The organism is Mesorhizobium sp. M0159 (assembly GCF_040322295.1).
GTDB lineage: Bacteria > Pseudomonadota > Alphaproteobacteria > Rhizobiales > Rhizobiaceae > Mesorhizobium.
Genome location: NZ_JAMYTF010000046.1, coordinates 1 through 22,776 on the forward strand (window position 1 = coordinate 1; position 22,776 = coordinate 22,776).

The 22,776-nt window shown below is 59.8% G+C and carries 28 protein-coding genes; 14 read left to right on the plus strand and 14 right to left on the minus strand.

Going from position 1 to position 22,776, the window contains the following annotated elements; genetic code table 11:
* Positions 1 to 153: 153 nt before the first annotated feature.
* From NKJ32_RS28755 to NKJ32_RS35585, 5 genes are all read right to left on the minus strand, one after another.
* Positions 154 to 1,050, minus strand: coding sequence for a branched-chain amino acid ABC transporter permease (locus NKJ32_RS28755; protein WP_352453924.1), 897 nt, complete (start codon positions 1,048 to 1,050; stop codon positions 154 to 156).
* On the minus strand, positions 1,050 to 1,952 hold the full coding sequence (locus NKJ32_RS28760) for an ABC transporter ATP-binding protein (RefSeq protein WP_352708582.1): 903 nt from the start codon (positions 1,950 to 1,952) through the stop codon (positions 1,050 to 1,052). Before NKJ32_RS28760 ends, NKJ32_RS28755 begins: the two co-directional genes overlap by 1 nt.
* Positions 1,953 to 2,007: 55 nt before the next feature.
* On the minus strand, positions 2,008 to 3,108 hold the full coding sequence (gene sfnG, locus NKJ32_RS28765; RefSeq protein ID WP_023722893.1) for a dimethylsulfone monooxygenase SfnG: 1,101 nt from the start codon (positions 3,106 to 3,108) through the stop codon (positions 2,008 to 2,010).
* Between the two features lie 27 nt (positions 3,109 to 3,135).
* A complete protein-coding gene (gene msuE, locus NKJ32_RS28770; RefSeq protein WP_352708581.1) occupies positions 3,136 to 3,705 on the minus strand; it encodes an FMN reductase in 570 nt (189 codons plus the stop codon).
* Positions 3,706 to 3,854: 149 nt separating this feature from the next.
* A complete protein-coding gene (locus NKJ32_RS35585) occupies positions 3,855 to 4,325 on the minus strand; it encodes a hypothetical protein (protein WP_502898892.1) in 471 nt (156 codons plus the stop codon).
* Between the two features lie 382 nt (positions 4,326 to 4,707).
* Between NKJ32_RS35585 and NKJ32_RS28780 the strand changes: the two genes are divergently transcribed.
* Entirely contained in the window at positions 4,708 to 4,833 is a 126-nt protein-coding gene (locus NKJ32_RS28780; RefSeq protein ID WP_023722890.1) for a hypothetical protein, read from the plus strand.
* Positions 4,834 to 4,898: 65 nt separating this feature from the next.
* Here NKJ32_RS28780 and NKJ32_RS28785 read toward each other — a convergent pair whose 3' ends face one another.
* Together NKJ32_RS28785 and NKJ32_RS28790 are read right to left on the minus strand one after the other, a co-directional pair.
* Complete coding sequence (locus tag NKJ32_RS28785; RefSeq protein ID WP_031195338.1) at positions 4,899 to 5,357, minus strand: hypothetical protein; 459 nt, start codon at positions 5,355 to 5,357, stop codon at positions 4,899 to 4,901.
* Complete coding sequence (locus NKJ32_RS28790) at positions 5,351 to 6,085, minus strand: hypothetical protein (protein ID WP_352829600.1); 735 nt, start codon at positions 6,083 to 6,085, stop codon at positions 5,351 to 5,353. Before NKJ32_RS28790 ends, NKJ32_RS28785 begins: the two co-directional genes overlap by 7 nt.
* Positions 6,086 to 6,181: 96 nt before the next feature.
* Here NKJ32_RS28790 and NKJ32_RS28795 point away from each other — a divergent pair, with 96 nt between their 5' ends.
* Positions 6,182 to 6,754 carry a helix-turn-helix domain-containing protein gene (locus NKJ32_RS28795; RefSeq protein ID WP_352453451.1) on the plus strand — a complete coding sequence of 191 codons (573 nt, stop codon included), beginning with the start codon at positions 6,182 to 6,184 and terminating at the stop codon, positions 6,752 to 6,754.
* Between the two features lie 111 nt (positions 6,755 to 6,865).
* Here the strand turns inward: NKJ32_RS28795 and NKJ32_RS28800 are convergent, their stop codons facing one another.
* The 4 genes from NKJ32_RS28800 to NKJ32_RS28815 are packed head-to-tail and all read right to left on the minus strand — an operon-like array spanning position 6,866 to position 10,049.
* Positions 6,866 to 8,182: a sensor histidine kinase gene (locus NKJ32_RS28800; protein ID WP_352829602.1), complete on the minus strand. Its 1,317-nt coding sequence runs from the start codon at positions 8,180 to 8,182 to the stop codon at positions 6,866 to 6,868.
* Complete coding sequence (locus NKJ32_RS28805) at positions 8,179 to 8,724, minus strand: putative pterin-binding protein (RefSeq protein ID WP_352453449.1); 546 nt, start codon at positions 8,722 to 8,724, stop codon at positions 8,179 to 8,181. The genes NKJ32_RS28800 and NKJ32_RS28805 overlap by 4 nt, the downstream gene beginning before the upstream one ends.
* Positions 8,714 to 9,415, minus strand: a complete 702-nt coding sequence (locus NKJ32_RS28810) for an FkbM family methyltransferase (protein WP_352453448.1) — start codon at positions 9,413 to 9,415, stop codon at positions 8,714 to 8,716. Before NKJ32_RS28810 ends, NKJ32_RS28805 begins: the two co-directional genes overlap by 11 nt.
* Before the next feature lie 4 nt (positions 9,416 to 9,419).
* Positions 9,420 to 10,049 (minus strand): response regulator, encoded by a 630-nt coding sequence (locus NKJ32_RS28815; RefSeq protein ID WP_352453447.1) that lies wholly within the window; start codon positions 10,047 to 10,049, stop codon positions 9,420 to 9,422.
* A 133-nt stretch (positions 10,050 to 10,182) separates the two neighbouring features.
* Here NKJ32_RS28815 and NKJ32_RS28820 point away from each other — a divergent pair, with 133 nt between their 5' ends.
* On the plus strand, positions 10,183 to 10,533 hold the full coding sequence (locus NKJ32_RS28820) for a hypothetical protein (RefSeq protein WP_352496339.1): 351 nt from the start codon (positions 10,183 to 10,185) through the stop codon (positions 10,531 to 10,533).
* Here NKJ32_RS28820 and NKJ32_RS28825 read toward each other — a convergent pair.
* The 3 genes from NKJ32_RS28825 to NKJ32_RS28835 are packed head-to-tail and all read right to left on the minus strand — an operon-like array spanning position 10,530 to position 11,838.
* A complete protein-coding gene (locus NKJ32_RS28825; protein WP_352453445.1) occupies positions 10,530 to 10,694 on the minus strand; it encodes a hypothetical protein in 165 nt (54 codons plus the stop codon). The genes NKJ32_RS28820 and NKJ32_RS28825 overlap by 4 nt on opposite strands.
* Positions 10,691 to 11,239 (minus strand): thermonuclease family protein, encoded by a 549-nt coding sequence (locus NKJ32_RS28830; RefSeq protein ID WP_352453444.1) that lies wholly within the window; start codon positions 11,237 to 11,239, stop codon positions 10,691 to 10,693. Before NKJ32_RS28830 ends, NKJ32_RS28825 begins: the two co-directional genes overlap by 4 nt.
* Complete coding sequence (locus tag NKJ32_RS28835; protein WP_352829604.1) at positions 11,236 to 11,838, minus strand: hypothetical protein; 603 nt, start codon at positions 11,836 to 11,838, stop codon at positions 11,236 to 11,238. Before NKJ32_RS28835 ends, NKJ32_RS28830 begins: the two co-directional genes overlap by 4 nt.
* Positions 11,839 to 11,926: 88 nt before the next feature.
* On the opposite strand from NKJ32_RS28835, the gene NKJ32_RS28840 reads away from it, so the two are divergent.
* The 11 genes from NKJ32_RS28840 (at position 11,927) to virB11 (ending at position 22,774) form a co-directional block, all read left to right on the plus strand.
* Positions 11,927 to 12,574 (plus strand): lytic transglycosylase domain-containing protein, encoded by a 648-nt coding sequence (locus NKJ32_RS28840; RefSeq protein ID WP_352829606.1) that lies wholly within the window; start codon positions 11,927 to 11,929, stop codon positions 12,572 to 12,574.
* Between the two features lie 12 nt (positions 12,575 to 12,586).
* A complete protein-coding gene (locus tag NKJ32_RS28845) occupies positions 12,587 to 12,901 on the plus strand; it encodes a TrbC/VirB2 family type IV secretion system protein (protein ID WP_023720448.1) in 315 nt (104 codons plus the stop codon).
* A gap of 3 nt (positions 12,902 to 12,904) precedes the next feature.
* On the plus strand, positions 12,905 to 13,198 hold the full coding sequence (locus tag NKJ32_RS28850; RefSeq protein WP_352829608.1) for a VirB3 family type IV secretion system protein: 294 nt from the start codon (positions 12,905 to 12,907) through the stop codon (positions 13,196 to 13,198).
* On the plus strand, positions 13,195 to 15,597 hold the full coding sequence (locus NKJ32_RS28855; RefSeq protein WP_352829610.1) for a VirB4 family type IV secretion/conjugal transfer ATPase: 2,403 nt from the start codon (positions 13,195 to 13,197) through the stop codon (positions 15,595 to 15,597). Before NKJ32_RS28850 ends, NKJ32_RS28855 begins: the two co-directional genes overlap by 4 nt.
* Positions 15,581 to 16,738: a transglycosylase SLT domain-containing protein gene (locus NKJ32_RS28860; protein ID WP_352829612.1), complete on the plus strand. Its 1,158-nt coding sequence runs from the start codon at positions 15,581 to 15,583 to the stop codon at positions 16,736 to 16,738. Before NKJ32_RS28855 ends, NKJ32_RS28860 begins: the two co-directional genes overlap by 17 nt.
* 9 nt (positions 16,739 to 16,747) lie before the next feature.
* On the plus strand, positions 16,748 to 17,482 hold the full coding sequence (locus tag NKJ32_RS28865) for a type IV secretion system protein (RefSeq protein ID WP_023785080.1): 735 nt from the start codon (positions 16,748 to 16,750) through the stop codon (positions 17,480 to 17,482).
* 183 nt (positions 17,483 to 17,665) lie between these two features.
* Positions 17,666 to 18,709 (plus strand): TrbL/VirB6 family protein, encoded by a 1,044-nt coding sequence (locus tag NKJ32_RS28870; protein WP_352496344.1) that lies wholly within the window; start codon positions 17,666 to 17,668, stop codon positions 18,707 to 18,709.
* 66 nt (positions 18,710 to 18,775) lie between these two features.
* Positions 18,776 to 19,495, plus strand: a complete 720-nt coding sequence (locus tag NKJ32_RS28875) for a VirB8 family type IV secretion system protein (RefSeq protein WP_352453435.1) — start codon at positions 18,776 to 18,778, stop codon at positions 19,493 to 19,495.
* Positions 19,492 to 20,289 (plus strand): TrbG/VirB9 family P-type conjugative transfer protein, encoded by a 798-nt coding sequence (locus tag NKJ32_RS28880; protein ID WP_352453434.1) that lies wholly within the window; start codon positions 19,492 to 19,494, stop codon positions 20,287 to 20,289. The genes NKJ32_RS28875 and NKJ32_RS28880 overlap by 4 nt, the downstream gene beginning before the upstream one ends.
* Positions 20,289 to 21,752, plus strand: coding sequence for a type IV secretion system protein VirB10 (virB10, locus tag NKJ32_RS28885; RefSeq protein WP_352829614.1), 1,464 nt, complete (start codon positions 20,289 to 20,291; stop codon positions 21,750 to 21,752). The genes NKJ32_RS28880 and virB10 overlap by 1 nt, the downstream gene beginning before the upstream one ends.
* Positions 21,749 to 22,774, plus strand: coding sequence for a P-type DNA transfer ATPase VirB11 (gene virB11, locus NKJ32_RS28890; RefSeq protein WP_502898891.1), 1,026 nt, complete (start codon positions 21,749 to 21,751; stop codon positions 22,772 to 22,774). Before virB10 ends, virB11 begins: the two co-directional genes overlap by 4 nt.
* Positions 22,775 to 22,776 lie beyond the last annotated feature (2 nt).

Sequence of the window (22,776 nt, forward strand, 5' to 3'; positions counted from 1 at the left end):
CGCAAGGAACGGCAGCAGGATCGCCTCGACGAGATAGCTCGACGCATAGGCGGGGATCAGGCCGTAGGCCACGGCAATCAGGGCGACGGGCAGAGCTAACCTCTGCCAGTCGATGGGAAGCCTTGCCGCATCGAGCGCTTGCACGGCCATCGGTCAGACCCTTTCGACAGTCTTCTGGCCAAACAGGCCGGAGGGGCGCACCAGCAGGACGACCAGCGCCAGCGCATAGGCGAACCAGCCTTCGATGCCGCCACCGACAAAGGGTCCGAGGTAGACCTCGGCGAGCTTCTCGCTGGCGCCGATGATGAGGCCGCCGACGATGGCGCCGAGGATAGAATCGAAGCCGCCAAGCACCAGCACCGGCAGCGCCTTCAGCACGATCAGCGACAGCGAGAACTGGACGCCGAGGCGCGCGCCCCACAAGAGCCCCGCGACCAGTGCCACGAACCCCGCGGCCGTCCACACCGTTCCCCAGATCCGGGGCAGCCGCAGCCCGACGGCGAGCGCCGCGAACTGGTCGTCTGCGACGGCGCGAAACGCTAGGCCGACGCGGGTCCAATAGAAGAATGCGCTCAAGCCGGCGACCATCGCCGCGGCAATGCCTGCAGCAAGAAGATCGAACGACGATATCAGGATACCGCCGACCTCGAACGGCGTGTCGTCGATGCCGAGATCGAGCCCGTGCACCTGTGTGCCCCACACCAACTGGGCAGCGCCTTCAATGATGTAAGACAGGCCAAGCGTGGCCATGAACAGCGTCATCGGCGAGCGATTGACCAGCGGCCTCAGCACAGTTCGCTCGATGGTGAAGCCCAGCGCAACCATGACCGCGAGGGTAATGAGCATTGAAAGCGCAAACGGGATGCCGCGTTCGACAAGGCTGACAAAGGTGAGTGCGGCGAACAGCACCATCGACCCTTGCGCGAAGTTCAGCACGCCCGACGTCTTGTAGATCAGCACGAAACCGATGGCGACGAGCGAATACATGACGCCTGAGAGCAAGCCACCGACCAGCACCTCGATGACGAAGAGGAAATCATAGTAGCTCATCAGACGCCCTTGCCATCTTCGCCTTCGGCGGTGCCGATATAGGCCCGGATCACCGCCGGATTGGCCCTGACCTCGGCCGGTGTCCCGTCGGCGATCTTGCGGCCGTAGTCGAGCACGGCGACGCGGTCGGAGAGCCCCATGACCACGCCGATATCGTGTTCGATGAGGATGATGGTGACGTCGTGGCGGTCGCGCGCTGCGCGCACGAAACCGGCCATCTCGGCCTTCTCGGTCGCCGTCATGCCGGCCATCGGCTCGTCGAGCAGCAGGATCTTCGGCTCGGCGACGAGCGCGCGCGCCAGTTCGACCCGCTTCTGCAGGCCGTAGGGCAGCGTCGCGACCAGGCGATCGGCGACGGCCTCGAGATGCAGGAAGGCGATTGTCTGGTCGACCTTTTCAGCGATCGCGGCATCTTCGCGCCGGGCGCGCGGTAGACCGGCGATATGTTCGACAAAGCTGGCGCGCCGGGTGTGGACGCGGCCCGACGCGATGTTGTCGCGCACTGAAAGCCCACCGAACAGTGCCAGGTTCTGGAAGGTACGCGCGACGCCGAGCCGTGCCAGACGGCTTGCCGACACCCGGGAGAAGGACTGGCCATCGATCGCGATCTTGCCCTGATCGGCGTGATAGAGGCCGCTGATGATGTTGATCAGGGAGGATTTGCCGGCGCCATTGGGACCGATCACAGCGCGGATCTCGCGGCTTTTGACCTCGAGGTCGACATCCCGCAGTGCCGTGACGCCACCAAAGGAAATGCTGATCCCGCCCAGCGCCAGGATCGCATCAGCCTTTGCCGACAGGCGCGCCGGGCGCGTGTCCTCGACGGGACCAGCACCAGCAAGAATGCCGGAAATTTCGGGCGCGCGCTCGTATGCGGCGGCTCCCAGCGAAGCACCAATCATGAAACGTCCCTGATTTTGAAGGCGTGCGGGCGGCGGCCTGGAGGCCGCGCGTGTCCTATTCCGCGGCGACGAGCTCCCTGTCGCGCGCCGCTTCCAGTTCGCGCACCAGAGGGATGACGCGCTTGCCGAAGAACTCCACCTCTTCCTGGAAATGCAGGAAGCCGAGCAGTATCAGATCCGCGCCGGCATCCTTCAGCTTGAGGATGCGTTCGGCAATCTGTTCCGGCGTGCCGATGAGATTGCTGCGGAAGCCGTCATTGTATTGGACAAGATCCTCGAACGAGGATTTCGCCCAGTTACCCTCGCCTTCCGGCGACGCCTTGCCGGCATTCTTGACCTGATCGGCGAAACCCTGCACCGCCTCCGGATTGGCCTTGGCGATGATCTCGTCGAGCACGGTGCGCGCTTCTGCCTCGGTTTCGCGAGCGATGGCAAAGGCGTTGACGCCGATCTTGACCTTGTGGCCATTGGCCTTCGCCTTGGTCTTGATGTCGTCAACCTGCTTCTTGATCTCTTCCGGCGTGTTGCCGTTGGTGAAATACCAGTCGGAAACCCGCGCAGCCATGTCGCGCGCCGCGCGTGATGAGCCGCCCTGGAAGATCTCCGGCTGCGGATCGATCGGCTTCGGCTTCATCGAGTAGTTGGTAAAGCGATAGAAGTCGCCCTTCAGAGTGAAATTGTCCTCAGTCCAGATGCCGCGCAGCGCACGGATGAATTCCTCCGAACGGCGATAGCGCTCGTCATGGTCGAGCCACAGCTCGCCGATGGCGGCGAACTCACCGCGGAACCAGCCGCTGACGACATTGACGGCGACACGGCCATTGGTCAGGTGGTTGATGGTGGCTATCTGCTTGGCCGCCAGCGCTGGATTCCATGGGCCGGGCAGGATCGCCGCGATGACTTTCAGCGTTGTGGTCGCCGCAAGCAAGGCATGGCTGAACGATACCGATTCGTGCTGGTTGTCGGCGCCATAGCCGGCCGTGAAGCGTATTTGGCTCAGCGCGTAGTCGAAGCCGTTGGCCTCGGCGATCTGGGCGAGCTTGCGGTTATAGTCGATGTCCCAGCCGGTCCGCTGCTCGATGTTGGAGATGACCAGGCCGCCCGAGACGTTCGGGACCCAGTAGGCGAATTTCACGTTGTCGGAATTCGAGGTCATTTCGTTCGTTTCCCCTTTTGATTGGCTTCAACCGACGCGCGTGGCGACGGCAGTGTTTGCATCACTGGAATTAAGCAAGGAAATCGCTTCGGTAGCGGCCCGTGAGATGCGCTCGATAATCGCCGCGCCGACGATCTTGGCATCGACGAAATCGTCGGGCGCGCCGTAGACGCCGGTCGGGACCGTGACGGCCCCGAAAAAACCGAACAATGGCCGGAGCTGATGTTCGAGAACCAGGCCATGGTATGGACTTCCGCCGGTTGCCGCGAGAAGCACGGTCTTGCCCGTCAGTGCACGATGATCGACGAGGTCGAACAGGTGCTTGAGAGCGCCGGTGTAGGACGCCCGATAGACCGGCGTTCCGACCACGAGCAGGTCGGCCTTCTCGACACGCTGGATGATCGCTTCGCCAGACGCGCCGAGCGCACGACGAGACAGCCCGGCGAAAATCGAAGGCGCCGCCTCGGTGATTTCGATCAGGCCGGTGTCCGCCGGGGTGCGCTGCGCGATCGCCTTGACCAGTGCGCTCACCACCGCAGTCGTGCGCGATGGCGTGCTTACGCCACCCGATATGCCGAGAACCGAAATTCTTGCCACTTCGTCGATCTCCTGTTCCACCAAGGGGATGGCCGCTTACCAAGTCGGGATCGGACGATATTCGACGAAATCTATAGAGATAAGGAATTATCTTCCGATTTTCCCGGACCGGTGAGAAAATCGGCGTGCTGACGCGTCATTAGCATTAGCTATAACATCCGATTGGCGGCAAACCGCGAGGGCAGACCGGCCAGGCTTGATCGTGGCGATCGGCGCTCCGTTGCCCGGTGCGGCCCGCGCCGCAGATTGTCACCACCGGCACGTCGCGCTTTTGGTCGTTGATCGGCGTCGCCGCCGTGATAGCTGCCGTTGAATCGGGCCCCGAACTGCCGCTCGGCGCCGAAACACCCGCTCACATCGAGATGCCCGCCGCCCTGGGGGCTCGACCGTGTCAGATCGACCTCGGCCCGCGCGCTGGGGATGATATTGGTCGTACCCCCCGAGACTGCTGTTCGGCGCGATGCCATAAAGGAGCGCCACCGGTCCTTTGAGAACCTCGATCGCTCGATATAATCGGTGAACAAGCGATAGGTCGGCGCGACCCCGAACACACCATCGAACGCGACCTCGCCAAAATTTCCTTCATTGATCGGAAAGCCGCGAATGTAGAAGGAATCCAATATCCCGCCGGTTGAATGGGTGCTCCGTACCAAGGATCATTGATCATCACGTCGTCCACCCTGCGTGCGCCCTGATCCTCGATCGTTTGCGCCGTGTAGCTGCCTAGGTTGAACGGCGTATCCATGATGTCGCGATTGCCGAGCAGGCCCAGGCGCCCGCCTCGCGCGACTTGTCCGCCCGGATACGCTTCCGGCAGATTGTCGATCGTTGCGGTCAGGGGCAGGCCGCCCAGCCCCACCACCACGATGCGCTCGAGCACCGTGCCATGGAACGTTCGTTTCATTGTTGACAGGTTAGTCATGCAAGACCTCCTGACCATCCTCACCCAGCTCTCGTCAGGCAAGGCAAAACGTTCTTGGTCCTTGGCGTGAGGGGACTTGGATGAGGAAATCTGTTGGGCTGTTCGCTGCGCTGGCCGTGATGGGTCAGGACGCCGCTGCGCAGGAGTCGACGGCTGATCGTCTGATGAAACTAGACCGGGAAGACGGTTATGCCGGACTTTTCTGAAACGCCGGGGCTGGCGCCCGAGGTCAGAACATATCGGTTTTCGCTCGCCTTCCCTCTCGGCTCACTCACTTGTGCGGCATACAATAGACGCCCTCGGATTCCATGAGTACCGCGCCGCCCTTCAACTCGCTCATTGCGCCGACCCAGGCTTCCGAATAAGTGCGGCTGGCATCCACGGCCGTCAGCCAAAGAACGCGATTGTCAGCCAGTTCGACTTTAACTTCCTGCTGCAAAGGGCTTGCCTGCACGGTCTGTTGATAGTGCCGTTTGATCCTGACATTGCTGGCCGGGAACTCAGCTTCGTTGCTGCCATAGTTCAGCACAAACCTAGTATGGTCCTCGGCCACTGTGCAACTGCCGTCACGCTCACACACGATTTTGGCGGCGGTCTTGCAGTCCCATTTCAGTGAAGCGGGCCACATCGGATTGTCCGCGCTCGATCGCGGCTTCTCGCTCTGGCTAGCCACCGCCAAGCCTGCCCATGGGCCCATTATCGCAGTCGACAGGAGCAGCGCCTTCAACACTTATTACCCTTCCCTGATCCAGTACCGTATTGCTGTCTCGAAGCTATCGCTGGCGTCGGGGTGAATGAACCGGACAGACACGCCTTGTGATCCTCATGGCGACTCATCCTGCGTGATCGCCTGGCTTGTGGCATGTTGAGATTGAACCAGCTTTTCTGGCGCATGCCGTTCGCGTCGTCATACTCGATGAACCAGGGCTTTCCGCGCACCGGCCGAGAGATGGTGTAGTAGGTGGGGCCATTACCAAGGGAATGCCCTCTATCGTTGCCCGTGATCTGGATTTTTGCCGTCACCAACCTACCGTTGATTTCGATCTGGGCCTGTCGAGATCCGTTGTCATGGTCTTGGCCGAGACGACTATTCGTGAAAGTGACGGGCAGCGTGAGCCTGTCGGAGCTGATACGACAGATGTTCCGTTCTTGCATCATTCCTGGCCGATCGGAGTCGTAGCTGCCAGCTGCTTGCCAGCCAGCTGGACAATCCTCATACTTCTCGAATCTCGCGGCGCTGGAGTTGGCTTGTGGACAGGTCGGCCAGTTAAAACCCGGCGCTTTCATCGCCGCAATCAACTTGTAGGTTGGCGGGTGGCAAGAAGGAGTGCCCTGCCAGTCACCGGACAGGCAGAGGAGGACCTGACAGCCCCATTCCGATGCCTGTGATTGGGATGGAAGAGCCGCGGCGCCCGCGACGGCGGCGGCACCCACCAAGAGATATTTCAGTACGATCATAGCCTTTTCCTCGCTGCGGTTTCTGATACTTTACTATGGATCATCCGCGCGAAAAAGGACAGATCGAGAAGGCAGGTTGTGCGACTACATCGATTTATGAAACGAGACGACGCGGGCCTGGTCAACAACCCGTTGCGCGCCAACATTGCTCTGGCGCTCGAGCGGGAGAGAGCCAGACGTGGCCTATCCCACATGCACATGGCCGAGCTGTTTCGGACCGCCGAGGGCGAAAAACTGGCGTATCGAACCTACATCCAGACCGTGCGACAGAAAAACAATGTCACCCTGACCACGTTGCAAATCATGGCAAGCGGCTTGCATGTGTCAGTTGCAGACCTGCTCGCGGGCGGAAAAAAACTTACCCAATGGGCGCATCAGTTGGACGAAAATGCGATCCGCAAGCGTCTGGCGCACATCATCGACATTGAGCGAAAACGACGCACTTTGCTCCGCTATGAGATGGCCGAGCTCATCGGCGTGGCGGAGGCGACATTCATGAAATTGGAACGCGCAAGCGGCAATATCAGCGTCGACACGATTGCCGCGATCGCCAAGGCGTTGAAACTTGATCCAGCGACCTTCCTCTTTTCCGATAAGGTCCCGCCGTCAGCTGATCCACCTGTTTCTGACGCACCCGGAGGCGTAGGTTCTCATTTCAGAGTGCCGTGAACTTCCAGCGTCATCATCCGTCTAAGCTGCGCTAGACAGAATGCCTGGCAGGTTTTCGCCGTAATAGCGCATACCGGTGCAATTCAGGTGAAAATGGAGCAGAGCTGACAATTAGGCGCGCCACGTGTGTACCTTTTTTCGCCCGCGCCTGAGGAACGACTGCCATGACGTGGCGGCAGTCGAATGCACCGGAATCCTGATCTCTACGGTTGTGCCGGCACCGGGAGCGCTGTTGATGATGAGCCTTCCTTTCAGCGTCGAGACCATCTGGGAACATGCGGTCAGTCCAAGGCCAGTATGATTTCCAGCTCGCGTTGAAAAGAAAGGTGTAGTTGCCTTCACAACGATTGCAGGCGACATGCCTGCGCCGTTGTCCGCCACATCTAGTACGAGGTAATTGCGCAGGAGGAAGGGACGTCGCTTGACTGTCGCGGAGATGAGAATTGGGGCGTCTCTGGTGCCGGATAGAGCGGCAAGAGCGTTTTCTATCAGCTCATTAACGACCAACCGTAACGGCGTCGCCGGAACAGGTTGCAGACGTGCTTTAGGATCGACCAAAACTTGCACCAAACTGCTGCGATCGTGCGCGAGATCCTCGAGGAGTGGGCCGAGCGCCACGGTGCTGGAATCCTGTGGCGCATAGGCGATCTGAAGGACACTGTTGGTGATCGATTCCAGTTCAGTAGCAGCACTGCGCGCAGCCTCAAGCATTTCGCCGCTCGGTTGCTTGTCTGGTTGTGCGTGCTCAAGGAACAGCCTCAAGGCTGTAACCCGCGATCGGGTCATATGCGCAAAGAGCGAAGCGAACGAGCGCATATGCTGGTCACGGCGATTGGCCAAAGCATAGCGCTGATGGATAACGAGATAAAAGGTGGCACCCAGGCCAAGTGCGATGGCAAAGGTGAACCAGTTGCGCGAGGCCGCAATGTCGATGCTGGCGGTCTGCTGCAAGGTGGCACTGTGATCAACGGTAGAGCTGGAAATCTCGTAAATTGACTGTTCCAGCTTGGCCATGTCGGCAATGGCTTGGGTGTAGTTTGTACGCGCTGACACAAGAGGGGCAATTTTCTGTTCGAGGGTTAGGCCAATTCGGCCCAGGAGTTCGGCATCGTGGTCGGGAAAAAAGCGGTTCAGATAGGGCAGGTTTTCCAACTGCGCGACGTTGACGTTCACCAACGCCATTTGTCGATCGATGTCCGCATCAAGCTTGCCCGTCTCGTCGGCAATGCGAAGATAGCCATAGACTCGTATAAGGCGCTCGCGAATCTGTGCCGCGCGCCACTGAATCTCGAAAGTCTGATTGAGGATGGCATCCGTCTCCTGACGGTAGCGGTTCGATTGCATGAATGTCCACGCACTCAGCCCAAGCGCTGCAGCCATACCGAGATACGGCAGAACAGTGAGCAAACCGCCGTTTAAGAACTTCATTGCGTGGCGCGCAGGATAACTGGGAAAAACACCCAGATCGAGTTTCTTGCGGGAACATATGAAACAGGCAATTGGTCGAAGGGCCAAACAATGAAGATGGGGCCTTTCTCTACCATGCTGATCGGGCGGAAATCCTGGCCCGGCGGGCAATGCGAGCCGGCCTTGTCACTCTCGTTGCAACGACGTTCGATCGCCAGGATCGGATTATAAGACCGGATTTCGTCCATATGAATGTCGGAAACGAAGTTGTCATAGGCGACAACTTTGACCTCCTGCACGGCGGTGACTCCGGCCTTGGCAAGCACATTTGCAAGCAGCGGCCCACGATATTCGATTTTCTCGTTGTCGCTCGTCCAAGGCGTACGCGTGTCATAGGTCTGTTGTGGAAAGTCTGCCCGCAGCTGCTTTACTGAAAAAACGGCGACAGTCTTGCCGCTGGCGTCTTGAACCGACACTTCGTTGGGATCGAGCGGAATTTCCTCGGCGGCGCTGGCGAGCGGAAGGGCCACGGCAAATATAACGGCGAGAGCATTACGCAACATCTTCCACATCCTCGTATTCGCGGGGTCCATCGTTCTTGGCGAAGAGCACGCAAGGTCCTCGGGAGCCCCGCGGATCGTAGGCAAATCCCTTTTCTGCCAGTGCAAGCGTGATGTCTCGGATGCCGTCAAGGCCATAGAGATGGTCGTGCAGCTCAAGAAAGATGCGCTCGACCCCGGGCAGCTCGGCATCCTGCAGAAGTTCTTTCTCAGCACCTTCAATGTCCATGACGAGGGCGTTTATTCGATGATCGGTGATGAAACGATCGACGTCGGCCGAGACGATCGAAAGTTCGCGCTCGTAGGGTCCTTGGTCTTTGTCCGTGGAAGACATCCAAAGGTCGCGGCGAACGTAGAAGGTGAAGGACCGCGGCGGGCCGGCTGTGAGGATACCCTGGGAATATGTGACATTGTCGAGATCGTTCGCCGCTATCACGCGTTTCGCTAGCTCCGCCGTTGCGGGATTTGCTTCAAAAGCCCATACCTGAACGCCGGGGATTTTCGCGATCAGTGCGGTGATGATGCCGATACCCGACCCTAGCTCCAGTACGCGATCGCGCGCCTTGACCGCCCTGAAGATCCACTTCGCCTCCTTAGCCTCATAGCTCTGGCTTTGAAGCGCTCGCCAGATAACCGGCGAAACATCCTGTGGTGCGACAGGAACCTTGATTCCATGGACGATCATGGGCGCCATTGGCTCACAGCCCCCGCGGGAGCCGATGGCCTTGCCGCATGAGCTTGGCGCGAGCCTGCTTGTAGTATTTCTCGGCCGAGCCGGGCTCAATGGCAAGGCGATCGGCCATGAGAGAAAAGATCTCCGTGCGTTTCACGCCGGGTGCACGGTGCGCCATCATGTCGATGGCCTCCTGCTCGCGCGGTGTAAGGGCTGAAAATCGGTAATCGGGTTTGGTCATGACAACCCGCGAAAGGCGCAAGGAGAACCCCTTGGTGGAAATATCGTCCAGCACGTCGCTGAACACGCCGGGCGCAAGACCGGTCTTGCCGAGATAAGCGGCAGCGCCAATTTGCCGAAAGCCATCTGCCTCGCAACGGTTATCGGAACCGGTGATGACAATATGAATTGCACTGGGTGAAGCCTCGATGATCTTGTCAACGACTGCGACGCGATCCCCCTGTGAGGTGGGATCAAAGCCAGGCAAGCCAGGATCGATGACGACCAGATCAAAATAATTGTTTTGAAGCTCGGCAGTGGCGATCGTCAGCGTCTCAGCACCCAGGACGACGCATTTTTCGAAGCTCGCTTGCACTTCGTTCATCAGTGCCAGACGCATTAGTGTCTGGTCTTCGACCACCAGGGCACGAAACATCGGAAGCCAGTTCCTTTACGCAGGCGCCCCCCGCCCCTATCTCGCAGAATTCGTCGCTTCAAAAAAGGGATGGTGTCGCCCCTTTTTCCTCATTTCGAGAGGTACCAGTATGTAACCGAAGAACGCCAGGGCGATGACGATGCCTCTTCAACAGGTCTGCAGCGATGGAAAGATGGCAGCGGCTGAAGGCGTCGCGAAACTGATTGCGGAACATCGTCAAAGCGTCGCCACGCTTGAACTTATCGGCAAGCGATGGATGGGGGCCGAAGGGCCGGACGCGATCGTGCTGGGTGAGAGACTGGACGCGGCCATGGCGGAGGAGGCCGCTGTGCGAAGGCGTGCTGCCACTGCTCCAGTAGCCACTATCGCGGAAATGAAAATGAAGGCTGCTTACTTCCAACGGCTGACGGCTCATGGCTGGTGCGAGATTGATGTCGACGATTGGCGCGCGTTGCTCGGTTCCTTCACGAAACTGCAGCCCTAAGAAAAGATCGTCGAAATCCATGAGACCACGGTATTCCAGGCCGCATAGAGTCCTGCCGGCACCAATATGATCGCGATGAATGCAGCGGCTCCACCAATAGCACCGTCACCGCGTCCTTCGACGGGATAATAATATCTGTGCGCTTCATCGTCATGCTTCATTGTTGTCTCTTCGATACTTGGCTCAGCAGCAGTTGCACAGGATGCTCAAACGTCGTGCCCCACAAACCTGCACGTTTCATCTTAGCGTTGATTTCCGCGACGAGGTAGTTCTCATTGACGGCTTTGCCCTTTGCTGTCGTTGCGGCAAACGCGTATCCGGTCGCTATGAGCGCTGTGCCAACGTCGATTGTTTCGCCATTGAGCTGCGCACCGCACACGACAAAAACCGCCTTGTCGAGGGCATAGCCGATTGGCTGGCATGTAACCGCGGCGCTATCGAACAGGGCAGCCAGGTGCGCCAGCGAGGTGTTCCCGCAATCGATTTTGTTACCATTTGGCTCTTCAGCTGACGTGCCTCGAAGACATGACTGGACGCCATAGAGGCGGAAAAGGTGATCTCCGTCACGCCAGGTATCTCCGGTCAGCAGTTGAGCCGATTTCGATACCGCGAAGGGCGTTGGCACGGCAGACTCGGATGCCTCCTGGGCCTGGGCCGAAGCGCACAAACCAAATGCGGCCAGCACTGCGAAGCTCGCCTGCTTCATTCCTGGAACTGTCCACCGAGGTCGGCGGAATGCTCGAGATCGGGGCGCAGCGACTTGCCGTCCTTGTTACGTCCGATTGCCGCCATGTCGAAAAAAACCATTTCGTCATCGTCGTAGGCGACGTTGTACGGGTCGTTTGCATTGCCCGCACCCACGAGCGAGAAACATGACACCGCATCGGGTTCACCCTTCCTGCTTTGCAGCACAAGTGTTTTGCAAAGCACGACAGATGCACGATCGTTGTAGATTGCCCCTTCATAGTCCCGCGCGGCCTCCGTGCAGTCCCATTGCTGCGTCTTGTAGGTAATCTTCGGTTTTGGGCAGGCCGCGAGGCCGCGCAGTCGATACGTCACGCCGTTGATGACGCGCTCGGTCGCCGACGGCACCTTAACCGGCGAGATAAGGGCGGCCGCATCGCGCTGAAAGAGCGCGCCTTTTGCTTCATAGCGTTCATAGACGAACACCTTCTCGCCCGGCTTGGCAAACTGGAGCAGGTAGTGCTCCGACGGCTGGGCAAAGGCACTCGGGGCGTCGGCGCCGGCAGCATAAGCCGCGGTGCCCTGAAGCAGCAAAACCATGCAAAGGGCCGTCTGTCTCATCGAAATCCGTCCTTGCGATTACATACAGTGTTGACACTTTACTAGGGCTGCGTGTAGCCATAGTAAAGTGTTAAATTTTGGCGACACTATGAACGCTCGATTCGCTCTCCTGCTCACCCTGTGTGGCGCCACGATGCCGTTCAATGCGCACGGCCAGGACCTGGCATCAGACCGCGTTGCCTTTGCAACACCGGCGCAAGCCGTTGCCGCGGTCGGGGCGCAAAGGCCGGGGGCGTGTACGACCGGAAATCGTGCTGAGGTCTCCCAACTTGTGCGTTCAATCGCGCAAGAGGAAGGGTTCGACGCCGATCTGGCCGAGGCAATTGCATGGGCCGAAAGCGATCTCGGCGCCAGTCAGGGTCCGTCGAAGGCCGGAGCCCTAGGGATCATGCAGCTGATGCCAGGCACGGCGGCCGATCTCGGCGTGAGCGACCGTTGCGACACAGAGGCAAATGTACGGGCTGGCCTCCGCCATCTGAAGTCACTCTATGACGAGTTCCAGGATCCGCTGCTGATGCTGGCGGCTTACAACGCCGGGCCCAACAGAGTCTACAAGGCGCAGGGCATTCCGGTGAATCCGGAGACGGCGGAATACATCGTGAAAATACTGAACCGCTGGAAGTTCGGCGGTGTCGTGAAGAAGTCTGCCCCGGCCAAATCCGAAACGCTCGCGGCCGCACCGCCAGCAAGCGAGGACGCTTGGCAGGAAGGTCATGTCATGGATTTCGGCAACTGAAAGGAGCCAAGGGTGGAATACAGGAAAGCGGGCAAATTTGCCCTGAAACTGGCCTTGGCCTCGGCGGTCGGAATAGCTCTCGCGCCAGCCACTGCGTATGCCCAGTCGGCGGCACCGGTCGAAAATGTGCTGGAGTGGTTCGTCGGAGTTCTGCAGGGCAACATAGCGCGTTCATTCGCCATCATCGCGGTCTGTTTTCTCGGCTTCCTCGCCATGACTGGCCGACTGGCGTGGATGATGGCCTTTTCCATCATCATTGGCATCGCTCTGATCTTCGGCGCTGCCCAGCTGGTGGATGCGGTTCGCGCGACCGCCGGAGGCAGCTGAGGCATGGATGATGAGGAAGTCTATGTCGAGCCGGTCAGTCTGCCACTAACGCGCCCCCCGATGAAATGGGGGGTGCGCTATGAGGTCTTTGCACTGAACGGGATCCTGGCGGTGATCGGCTTCATTGCCACGAGCAGCTTCATGCTCGGCATTGGCGTGTTCGGCGTGGTGCATCTGGTTAGCGCATATCTGTGCCAGCGCGACCCCTACATGTTTCATATTTTCGAGCGGTGCGTCTCCAAACGCGGAGCGGTGGCGAACCTTACTTTTTGGGGCGCCAGGAGCTATTCGCCATGAGCCTCGATGCCGACCTGAAATTTGGCCGTGAGCGCCGCCGTGAAAAGCCCGCGGCGATGCACATCCCGTACCTTCGCCATGTCGATGACAATCTGATCGTGACGAAGAGCGGCTTTCTTGTCGGCGTCATCCAACTCAGTGGCCTGCCGTTCCAGACGATGGACCAGGCCGAGCTGAACAGCCGCATGTTCAACCGCAACACGACTTTCCGCAATCTCTCGACCTCTCGCTTCGCGGTCTACACAACGATCATCCGCCGCCAGGTCACACCGGAGATTGAAGGCGACTTTGACAATCCTTTCGTGGCCGAGCTCGACGCCCGCTACATGGATGAGCTTGGGGCGAAAAACCTGTTCGTCAACGAAGCGTATCTGGCAGTCATACGCCGACCGATGGTCGGCCGCGTCGGCTGGGTGGACAAGGCGCTCAATGCGTTCCGCATCAGCACCGCGGGCGAAGAAACCCGCGAAGAGGCGATGGCCGAACTGCATGACGTTCTCGAGGGCGTCGTCAAGGATTTCACGGCTTATGGTGCGCGTCTTCTCGGCGTCGTGAAGCGCCGCGACAGCTTCTTTTCCGAGCCGGCGGAATTTTTGGCGAAGATCCTCGCCGGCGGCGTCGACGTGGAAATGCCTTTGCCGCGCATGAGCCTTGGCGATGTGCTGGCGACACGACAGCTGTTTTTCGGAAAATCCGCGCTGGAACTTCGCGGGCCGGACGCCGCCAAACTCGGCGCCATGGTATCGATCAAGGAATACCCACCGTTCACCGCTCCGGGCTCATTGGACGGTCTGTTGCGCCTGCCACATGAGTTTGTCCTGACGCAGAGTTTCGCGATCGAAGACCGTGTAACCGCGATGCGCAGGATCAACACGATCGCCAACCAGGTCGAGGGCTCGGACGAGGCGGGCACGACGGTCGAGGAGTCCGTCCACGACGGCGCCGACAAGCTGGCCGGCGGCGAAGTCGTCTTCGGACAACATCACATGAGCGTCATGGCATTGGCGCCCGACATGACTGGCCTCAACCGTGCGCTATCCGACATCACCGCCGAGCTTTCGCGCATGTCGATCGTGCCGGTTCGCGAGACGCTGAACACGGAATTGGCGTTCTGGGCGCAATTACCGGGAAATTTCAGCTACATCGCGCGACGTGCGTTGATCTCGTCACTTAACTTCGCCGGTCTTTTCTCCGGACACAATTTCCCGTCCGGCCAACGTGAGCGGCTGCATTGGAAACGCCCCATCGCTTTGCTGGAAACGACCAGCCAGACGGCCTACTATTTCAATTTCCACGTTCACGATGTCGGCCACTTCACGGTGTTCGGCCCGACCGGCTCGGGCAAGACCGTCGTGCTGTCGTTCCTGATGGCACAGGCCATGCGCATCATGCCGCGGCCGCGATGCGTTTATTTCGACTATATGCGCGGCGCTGAAATTTTCGTTCGAGCGCTGGGCGGGCGCTACGAGGTGATGGAGCCTTCCCAGCCCACCGGGTTCGCGCCATTGCAGCTCGAGGACACCGCAGAAAACCGTTCTTTCCTGGAAGATCTGCTCATCTACATTCTAACGCCGGAAGGCGGCGCGCTGGACGTGGCGGAGATGCGCGTCATCAATGCAGCCGTCGACATGATCTACAAGGTCCCGCGTGAACAGCGGACCTTCGACCTGCTGCCGGAAGTGCTGCGCGGCTCCCTCATGCCTGGCATGAACGATCTGGCGGCGCGGATACAGCCCTGGCTCGACCCGAAGGACAAAGGCTGGCTTTTCAACAATCCCGTCGATCTCATCGATTTCTCGAAACCCGTCGTCGGCTTCGACATGACCAGGATCCTGGGCGACAGAAAGCTGCGCTCGGCGGCGTTGCTCTACATCTTCCACCGCCTTGAGGAAGTCATCGATGGCTCGCCGATCATGCTCTTCCTCGATGAAGGCTGGAAGCTGCTGGACGACGAGGTTTTCGCCGCTTTCATCAACGAGACGCTGAAGACCATTCGTCGCCGCAACGGCGTGGTCGGCTTTGGCACGCAGACGGCGGAAGACGTCGTCAGTTCCTCCATCTCGTCGTCGCTGATCGAGCAAACGAAGACCAACATTTTCTTCCCCAACCCGAAGGCGAGCAAGGAGTCCTACATGGAGCGCTTCTCGCTGACAGCGAAGGAATTCGAGTTCGTGCGCCGAACCGCGAAGGAAACACGCACCTTCCTCGTCAAGCACGACAGCGACTCGATCGTCGCCAAGCTCGATTTGTCGGCGATGCCCGATCTTATCAAGGTCTTGTCCTCGAACGAAGCCAACAGCAAGGAATGCGCCCGGCTCCGGGAGGCCTTCGGCGACGAGCCGGAAATGTGGCTGCCATACTTCTGCGGATGGGAGAACGAGCATGACGAAGCGGCTTAGCAGCGCTTGTCTGGCCGTGGCTCTCGCGACGGCGGAAAGCATGAGCGTGGCTATCGCTCAGATCGCGGTGATCGACGGGCAAACCCTCGACAAACGGCAGGAGGACGAGCAGCACAGCAAGAAGTCGGATGAAGCCAAGAACGACGAAACCGACAAGAAGAAAAGCGTCGTCTGCACTTATTCGAACAAATACCGCTCACAGATGTTTCGCCGGTCGCCGGCCGACGCATTGCAGCGCGACGCGGGCAACGTAAAGCTAATCCGCTACTATGCGCAAAAATACGGCGTTCCCGAAGGCCTGGCGCTTTCCGTTGCCTATCAGGAATCGCGCTTCGACACATGCGCCGGGAGCCACACCGGCGTCAAAGGCGTCATGCAGCTGACCAAGGGCACCGGCAAGTCCATGGGACTTGACCGCGACGTGAACGAGCAGAATGTCGAAGGCGGTGTCAAATATCTCGGAATGGGCGTGAAGCAATGCGGAGCGACGAATTACAGCTGTCTCGCTTCCTTCTACAACGGATCGAACGCAGGCGAGCAAAACCAATGGGCCGGCGGTGTCGGCCGCTGGAACAGCTACTTCAACGACTATGTGTCGAGCGGCAACGCTCCGGCCGCCGCGCCACCACCCTTCTCGATCGTAACGGCCGACGGCGCAGGCGGCTTTGCCCAGGACGCGGCCATAGGCACGGTCAGGAAGGCGGCTGGCGGCCTTGATGCAAGCTCATCGCAGATGGGCGCCAACGCCGCTGCAATCGACGCGCTAGCGGGCAACGTTGGCCAGGTGACCGAATACAAGGACGCCTGGGAGCTGAACTCGTCGGCTCGTGGGATCAACGCCGATGTCACCAACCAGTACCTCGCCCAGGCGGGGGATTTCACGGCGTTGCTGGCCCAACTTCTCTCGTTGCAGAACGTTCAGGCATCGCAGTCGTCCAAGCTGGTGCAACGGCCGAAGAGCGGCTCTCCAAACCCGTTCTCTTGTGATCCCGCGGAACTGGAACGGTTGAAGATCGATCGCGGCCGATGGCCACCATGCGCGGTTGAGAACGCGGGAACAAGCTCAGCCGACAGCCGCTCGATGATCATCACCACTGACCCTGCTGGCGCTGCCAGCGTGATCGATTCGCTACAGCAATAGGAGGCTGACATGAAGAAATTCGCGATTGCCGCCAGTCTGGCGCTTTGGGCAAGCACGGCCCACGCACAGATTGCCGTCATTGATGGCGCCAATCTCGATGTCGCCCGCAAGAATGCGGACAACACCAACTCCATCATGGACTCCAACAAGGATATTCTGAAAAAGAGCGAGGAGATCCTGCAGGCTCTCAGCGGCAGTCGTGACGGTTCGCTTGGCATCGGACAAATGGGCCTCGGCGGCAACATGTCGATTGCCCAGGCGCCGTCGTTCGGATCGATCCTGAACGGCGGTGCGCTTTCGTTTGGTGGCCTGTCGCCCGAAATCCAGAAAATCGCCGGCGCGGTCATCAATGGCCTACAACTGGTGAAGCAGCTCCAGCAGATTGCCGGCAAGGAGACCAGCGCCGTCAACACCGCCTATGGCGGCAGCGTCAATGTGGCCTCGCTGCTAAGCGCATTGACCTCGCAGGCTTCGCAGGGCGTTACCCAGCGCCAACAGTCTCTGCAGTCAGCGAGCGGGCAGATCGGGCAGTCGCAGGACGTCAAGGGTTCGGTGGACCAGAACACACGAATGCAGCTGGAAAACGCGCGCGCCGTCAACGAACTGATCGGCGTCCAGAACGGCGCGGTCGCTGCCCTTAATGAGAAGCTGAAGGGAGATCTTCTTCGCCAGAGCCAGGTGCAGAAGATGATGACACCGCGCACCGTCAATCCGTTCGCGGAATTCGGCAAGAGCGGAGGCTGAGCGCTTGTCGCGGCGAGTCCTGCGCATATGCGTTGTGATTGGGCTCGGCGCAGGGCTTTTTGGATGCGCAAATCGCGAACTGAAAGCGCCGTGCGGGGCTTTGTCGTATACCCACGCCGACGAATGCGGCGCGCTGAAGCCGGTCAATTCAACGCCTTTCGCAAGCATCATTGACGAGGATCCATGAACGGTCTCGCCGCAAGCATCCTTGGTGGCATTGACAACATCGGCGAGGACTTCGTTCGCACCGTCTATATGCAGTTGGGCAATGCGATGGGCAACGTCTTCACCCTGATGCTGACCCTCTATATCGCGTGGTGGGGCTATTCGATCCTGAGCGGGCGAGAGTCGATTTCGCCAATCGAAGCGGCCTATCGCCTGGGCCGCGCCGTCATCATCTATCTGCTGCTGACCGGATGGGGCACGTTTTCCGCGACGATATACCAGCTTGTTCAAACCATTCCAGATGAGGTCGGTAAGGTAATCGTCGGCGCCGTGTCGCGGGCCACCGGCAATCAGCTTAGCGACCAGGCAGCAATTCCAGCGCTGATCGACAACCTCTACCAAGGGGCGCAGGACGTAGCCAATCAGGTCTACAGCGGATCCTTCTATGACATTTTTGGCGCGCTCTTGTCGCTGCTCGTCCTGCTGTCTGCCATCATCTTCGCAGCACTCGCCATTGCGGCGATCATCGCCGCCAAGGTGATGTTGTTCATTACGCTGGCCTTGGCGCCGATATGGATCATTCTTTGGCTTTACCGCTGGTCCTCGCGCATGAGCGAAGGCTTCCTTTCGCTGACCACCTTTCTGATGATCCAGCAAATCCTGATTTACGGCTTTCTCGGCTTCTACTTCTCGCTCGTCAACGCGGCGCTGAACACCGCCACGTCCGGCGGAGCGACCATGGACAGCAAAATGTCGCTGGTGCTGCCCTTGGTGCTGGTGACGATCATCGGGATCTACGTTCTCATGCAGATACCGTCGATTGCTTCGATCCTGAATGGCGGCGGATATCTCAGCACCGTGGGCGCATACAACCCGTATAGAAACTTCGGCAGAAACGCTGTGCGCTATTCCGGCGCGCGATGGGCCGCCGGCCGCGCCGCTCGGGGGGCCCGGCAGCTCGCGGCAAACAGTTTTCGATCTTCGCGAGCAGCTAGGGCGGATGCCGCAACCCGGTCCGCCATCCAGCAAGGTGCGCGCGATAACTCCAGGCCTCTGGCCTAGAACACAAGAACGATCACCGATCGCGGCCTGGATCAGGATGTGTCGCGCAAACGAGGCAATGGTAAATTGTCAAATCCAGTAGAAGCAGCTGCTGACCGCAGCAGCGAACTCGTCGACAAGCGCTATTACAGGGCGGGCGCGACTTGGGAAGACGACACGCACAGGTCAATGCGTCGATCGCGTACATTGGCCTGGATCGTCAGCGGCATTTCGGGACTGGTTGCGGTGCTGTCGCTGCTGGCGCTCGTGCTGATCCTGCCACTCCGGCAGTTCGAACCGTACGTTGTCGAGGTCGACAAATCGACGGGCTACCTCGAGATCATGCGCGCGCTGAAGCCTGGAGATTTATCGCAGAACGAGGCCGTCACGGCGGCCAATCTTGTGCGTTACATCAGGGCCCGCGAAACCTACGATTCGCGAGAACTGAAACAGAATTACGACCTGGCACAGCTCTATTCGACCGACGCCGCGTCCAAGGATTTGACATGGCTTTTCACGCCTGCAAATCCGCACTCGCTGGACAAGATTTTTGGCCGCAATGTCACTGTCTCGGTCGAGATCAAGTCAGTTTCCCTGCTCAATCGCAATACAGCCTCGGTGCGCTTTGCCACGACGACGCGGCGGGACAACTCGTCCACCGCCGACAATTGGGTGGCGGTCATAAAATTCCGCTACACCTCAACGCCGCTCAAGAACGAATGGCGTTTCGACAACCCGTTGGGATTTCAGGTTACGGATTACCGCCGCGACCAGGAATCGGCGCCGGCCGCGGGGAGCCTGCAATGAGATGGCGCGTGAGCCTCGCCCTGTCGGCCACCCTTCTGCTCGGCACGATGCACGGCGCGGCCGCACGCGACGGCCGGATTCGGTATGTCACCTTCAACAATGACGATGTGACGTCGGTGCGCGCCGCTCTTGGCATTTCAACGATGGTCGAGCTTAGCCCGACCGAAGTCATCGAAACCGTGTCGGCTGGCGACACGAAAGGCTGGTCGATCATCCCCAAACGCGGATCGCGATTTCTGTTCGTAAAGCCGCTGGAGCGCGATGCGTGGACCAACGTCAACGTGGTCACCAACCGGCGCGTCTATTCCTTGCTGCTGCAGGCAACCGACAATAGCCGTGACCGGGCATCGTTCCAGGTCCGGTTCAAATACCCGGACGAGGATATCAACGCGCGCCTGCTCTCACAGGCCAAAGAGAGCGCCGCCGATCCGGATTTGAAGGACCTGAACTATGCCGATCTCAATTACGACTATGCCTACAAGGGTGACGACAGCTTGAAGCCGCGCACCGTATTCGACGACGGCACCAAGGTGTTTCTGGAGTTCAAGGACGATATTCCGGCGATCTTCGTTGTCGACGACAAGCGCAATGAGTCGCTGGTCAACGTTCGCACGCAGGGCAAATACACAGTCATCGACAAGGTCGCGCAGCAATTCACCTTGCGGGCCGATGGCAAGACGCTCTGCCTCTACAACCGGGCGCGACCCAACGCCATCGATCCCGTCGAGCAAGTCTACGGTCCAACGAAACTGACAGGCGGTTCCACCCTGTTCGGATCCAGCGGAGGGCGGTGATGACCCAGATCGATTATAACCAACTGGACGGCAGCCCGACGCTCGCGCGCCGCGGTGCGGGCGTGGGCACCAGGATCGCCCTGGTCGGCCTCGGCGTAGTGTTGGTAGGCGCGCTGATATGGCTTAACTGGCCCCGGGAGCCGGTATCGCGTGATGTTAGCAGCGATGGCGAGGAAAACTTCAATCCGCCCGAATTCCGCCCGCCGGCGTTGAACGACCCGCCTCAACCTGCCGACGGCACCATCGAGCAGATCGTGGTGCCGCCACCGGCCGCCGACCAGAGCGGCGCGCAACAGGCTGCCAATGTCGATCAGACCGTGCAGGAGGGTGCCGACCTTGACGCGCAGCGGCGCGCGCTGGAGGCGCAAATGGCGGCAGAGGAGGCTCGCCGCAAGGCCGAGGCGGAAGAAGCCCGCCGCAAGGCCGCGGCAGAGGAAGAGGCTCGCCGTAACGCAGAGGCCGCCGAGCGCGAAAAAGCGGTGTGGGAACGCCTGCGCTCGAACCAGATGGTGACGAATGATCAAACCGGCTCGACGGATGCCGGCGCCCAGGCGGCGCAGGTCGAGATCGCGCCCGACGGTCAGATCATTCCGGTCCCCGGCGCCGACAGTGATCCCAACAAGGCATTCCTGGCGCAGTCTGAGGCAAGTTCTTCCGGCATCGTCAAAGCCAGGGTCTTCCGACGCACCGATGCGTTGATCCCTGAAGGCACGATCATTCGCGGCTATTTGGAAACCGCGATCAACACTGACCTTCCCGGCGCGGTGCGCGCTGTTGTGCGTGAGGATGTCTTCTCTCTCGACGGCAGGCGGATCCTCATTCCGAAGGGCTCGCGCCTGACCGGAGAATACCGCTCGGGGCTTGCGCGTGGTCAAAAGCGTGTTTTCATCGTCTGGAGCAGGGTAATCCGCTCGGATGGCATTTCCGTCGACATCAAATCGCCTGGTGCCGACGCGCTCGGCCGCGGCGGCATGGGCGGCCGTGTCGATACGCACTGGGTTGCACGGTACGGCAACGCCATCATGCTTTCCGTCGTTGGCGGAGTCTCTGAATATCTGTCCTCGCTTGGCGATAGCGGGCAAGATGGCCAACAGCGCCAGGTGTCGACAATCGATCCCGTAACAGGTGAGACCACGACCGTAACTTATGGTGGCAATGGCTCGCAGCGCGACGCCCGCAGCATCGCGTTTGATAAGTCATCGACCGCCTTGCAGCAACTCGCGCAAGAGGCGTTTCGCGACACGCAGAACATTGGCCCGACAGTCTACGTCGACCAGGGCACATCGGTCGTCGTGCTGGTGCGGCGAGATCTCGATTTCTCGGACCTATACGCCGATCCCGTCCAGGAAGAAGTTGCATGCCTGAAGGCCGGTGGGCCGCCGAAGACGGCGATCGATCCGACGCCTCTCTACGCGACGCCAAAGGATCATTTTTATCCCGGCTATGGGAGCCCGGTGAAATGAATGCCGTCCATCCCCTCCCCGACCCTTGGGCGAGAGCCCCGGTCCTGCGGGCTCATCTGGAGCCGATATGGTCCTACTTGAACGAAGATTCCGTTTCCGAGATTGCAATCAACAGGCCGGGTGAATTGTTCATCGAACGCCTCGGCGCCAAGGAAATGGAGCACGTCGTCAAGCGCGAAGTCACGCCCGGCTGGATTAGGCATATCTCGACCGGCGTCGCCTCGGCGACAAATCAGGTCATCAACGAAGAAAAACCGGTCCTGTCGGCCGCCTTACCCTCAGGCGAGCGCATCCAATGCATCTTGCCGCCGGCGGCTCCCGAAGGCGGGGCGATCTCGATCCGCAAGCAGGTCATCATGGATATGAGCCTTGCTGCCTACAAGGATCTTGGCGCATTCGAGAACACTGCGATGGGCAGCGGCCTGGCGCTGTCAACCGAAGAAAAACGACTTGTCGAGATGTTGCACGACACCTCGCCGATGGACTTCCTGCAATATGCGGTGCGCAACCGTGTCTCGATCGTCGTTTCTGGCGGCACGTCGACCGGCAAGACGACGTTCTTGAATGCGCTCTTGAAGGAGATCCCGGCCCATGAGCGGATCATCACGATCGAAGACACCCGCGAACTGAGGCTGCCGGCTCCCAACAACGTCACCTTGATAGCCCCGAAGGGCGACCAGGGGCTTGCCAAAGTCTCCGCCCAACAGCTGCTCGAAGCCTCGCTTCGCATGCGACCCGACCGTCTGCTTTTGGGGGAATTGCGCGGCGCTGAAACCTTCGCATTCCTCCAGGCGATCAACACCGGCCATCCCGGTTCGCTCACGACCGTTCATGCCAATTCCGCCCGGTCCGCCTACGAGCGGCTGGCGCTGATGGTCATGCAGGGCAGCTCGGGCCTCTCACGAGGCGAAATCCTCGACTACCTGCGCGAGGTCATTCCGGTGGTCGTCCAGATGGTCCGCACCGAAGGCGGACGGCGCGGCATCAGCGAGATCAAGTTCACCAAGGCGGAGACGATCTAGCG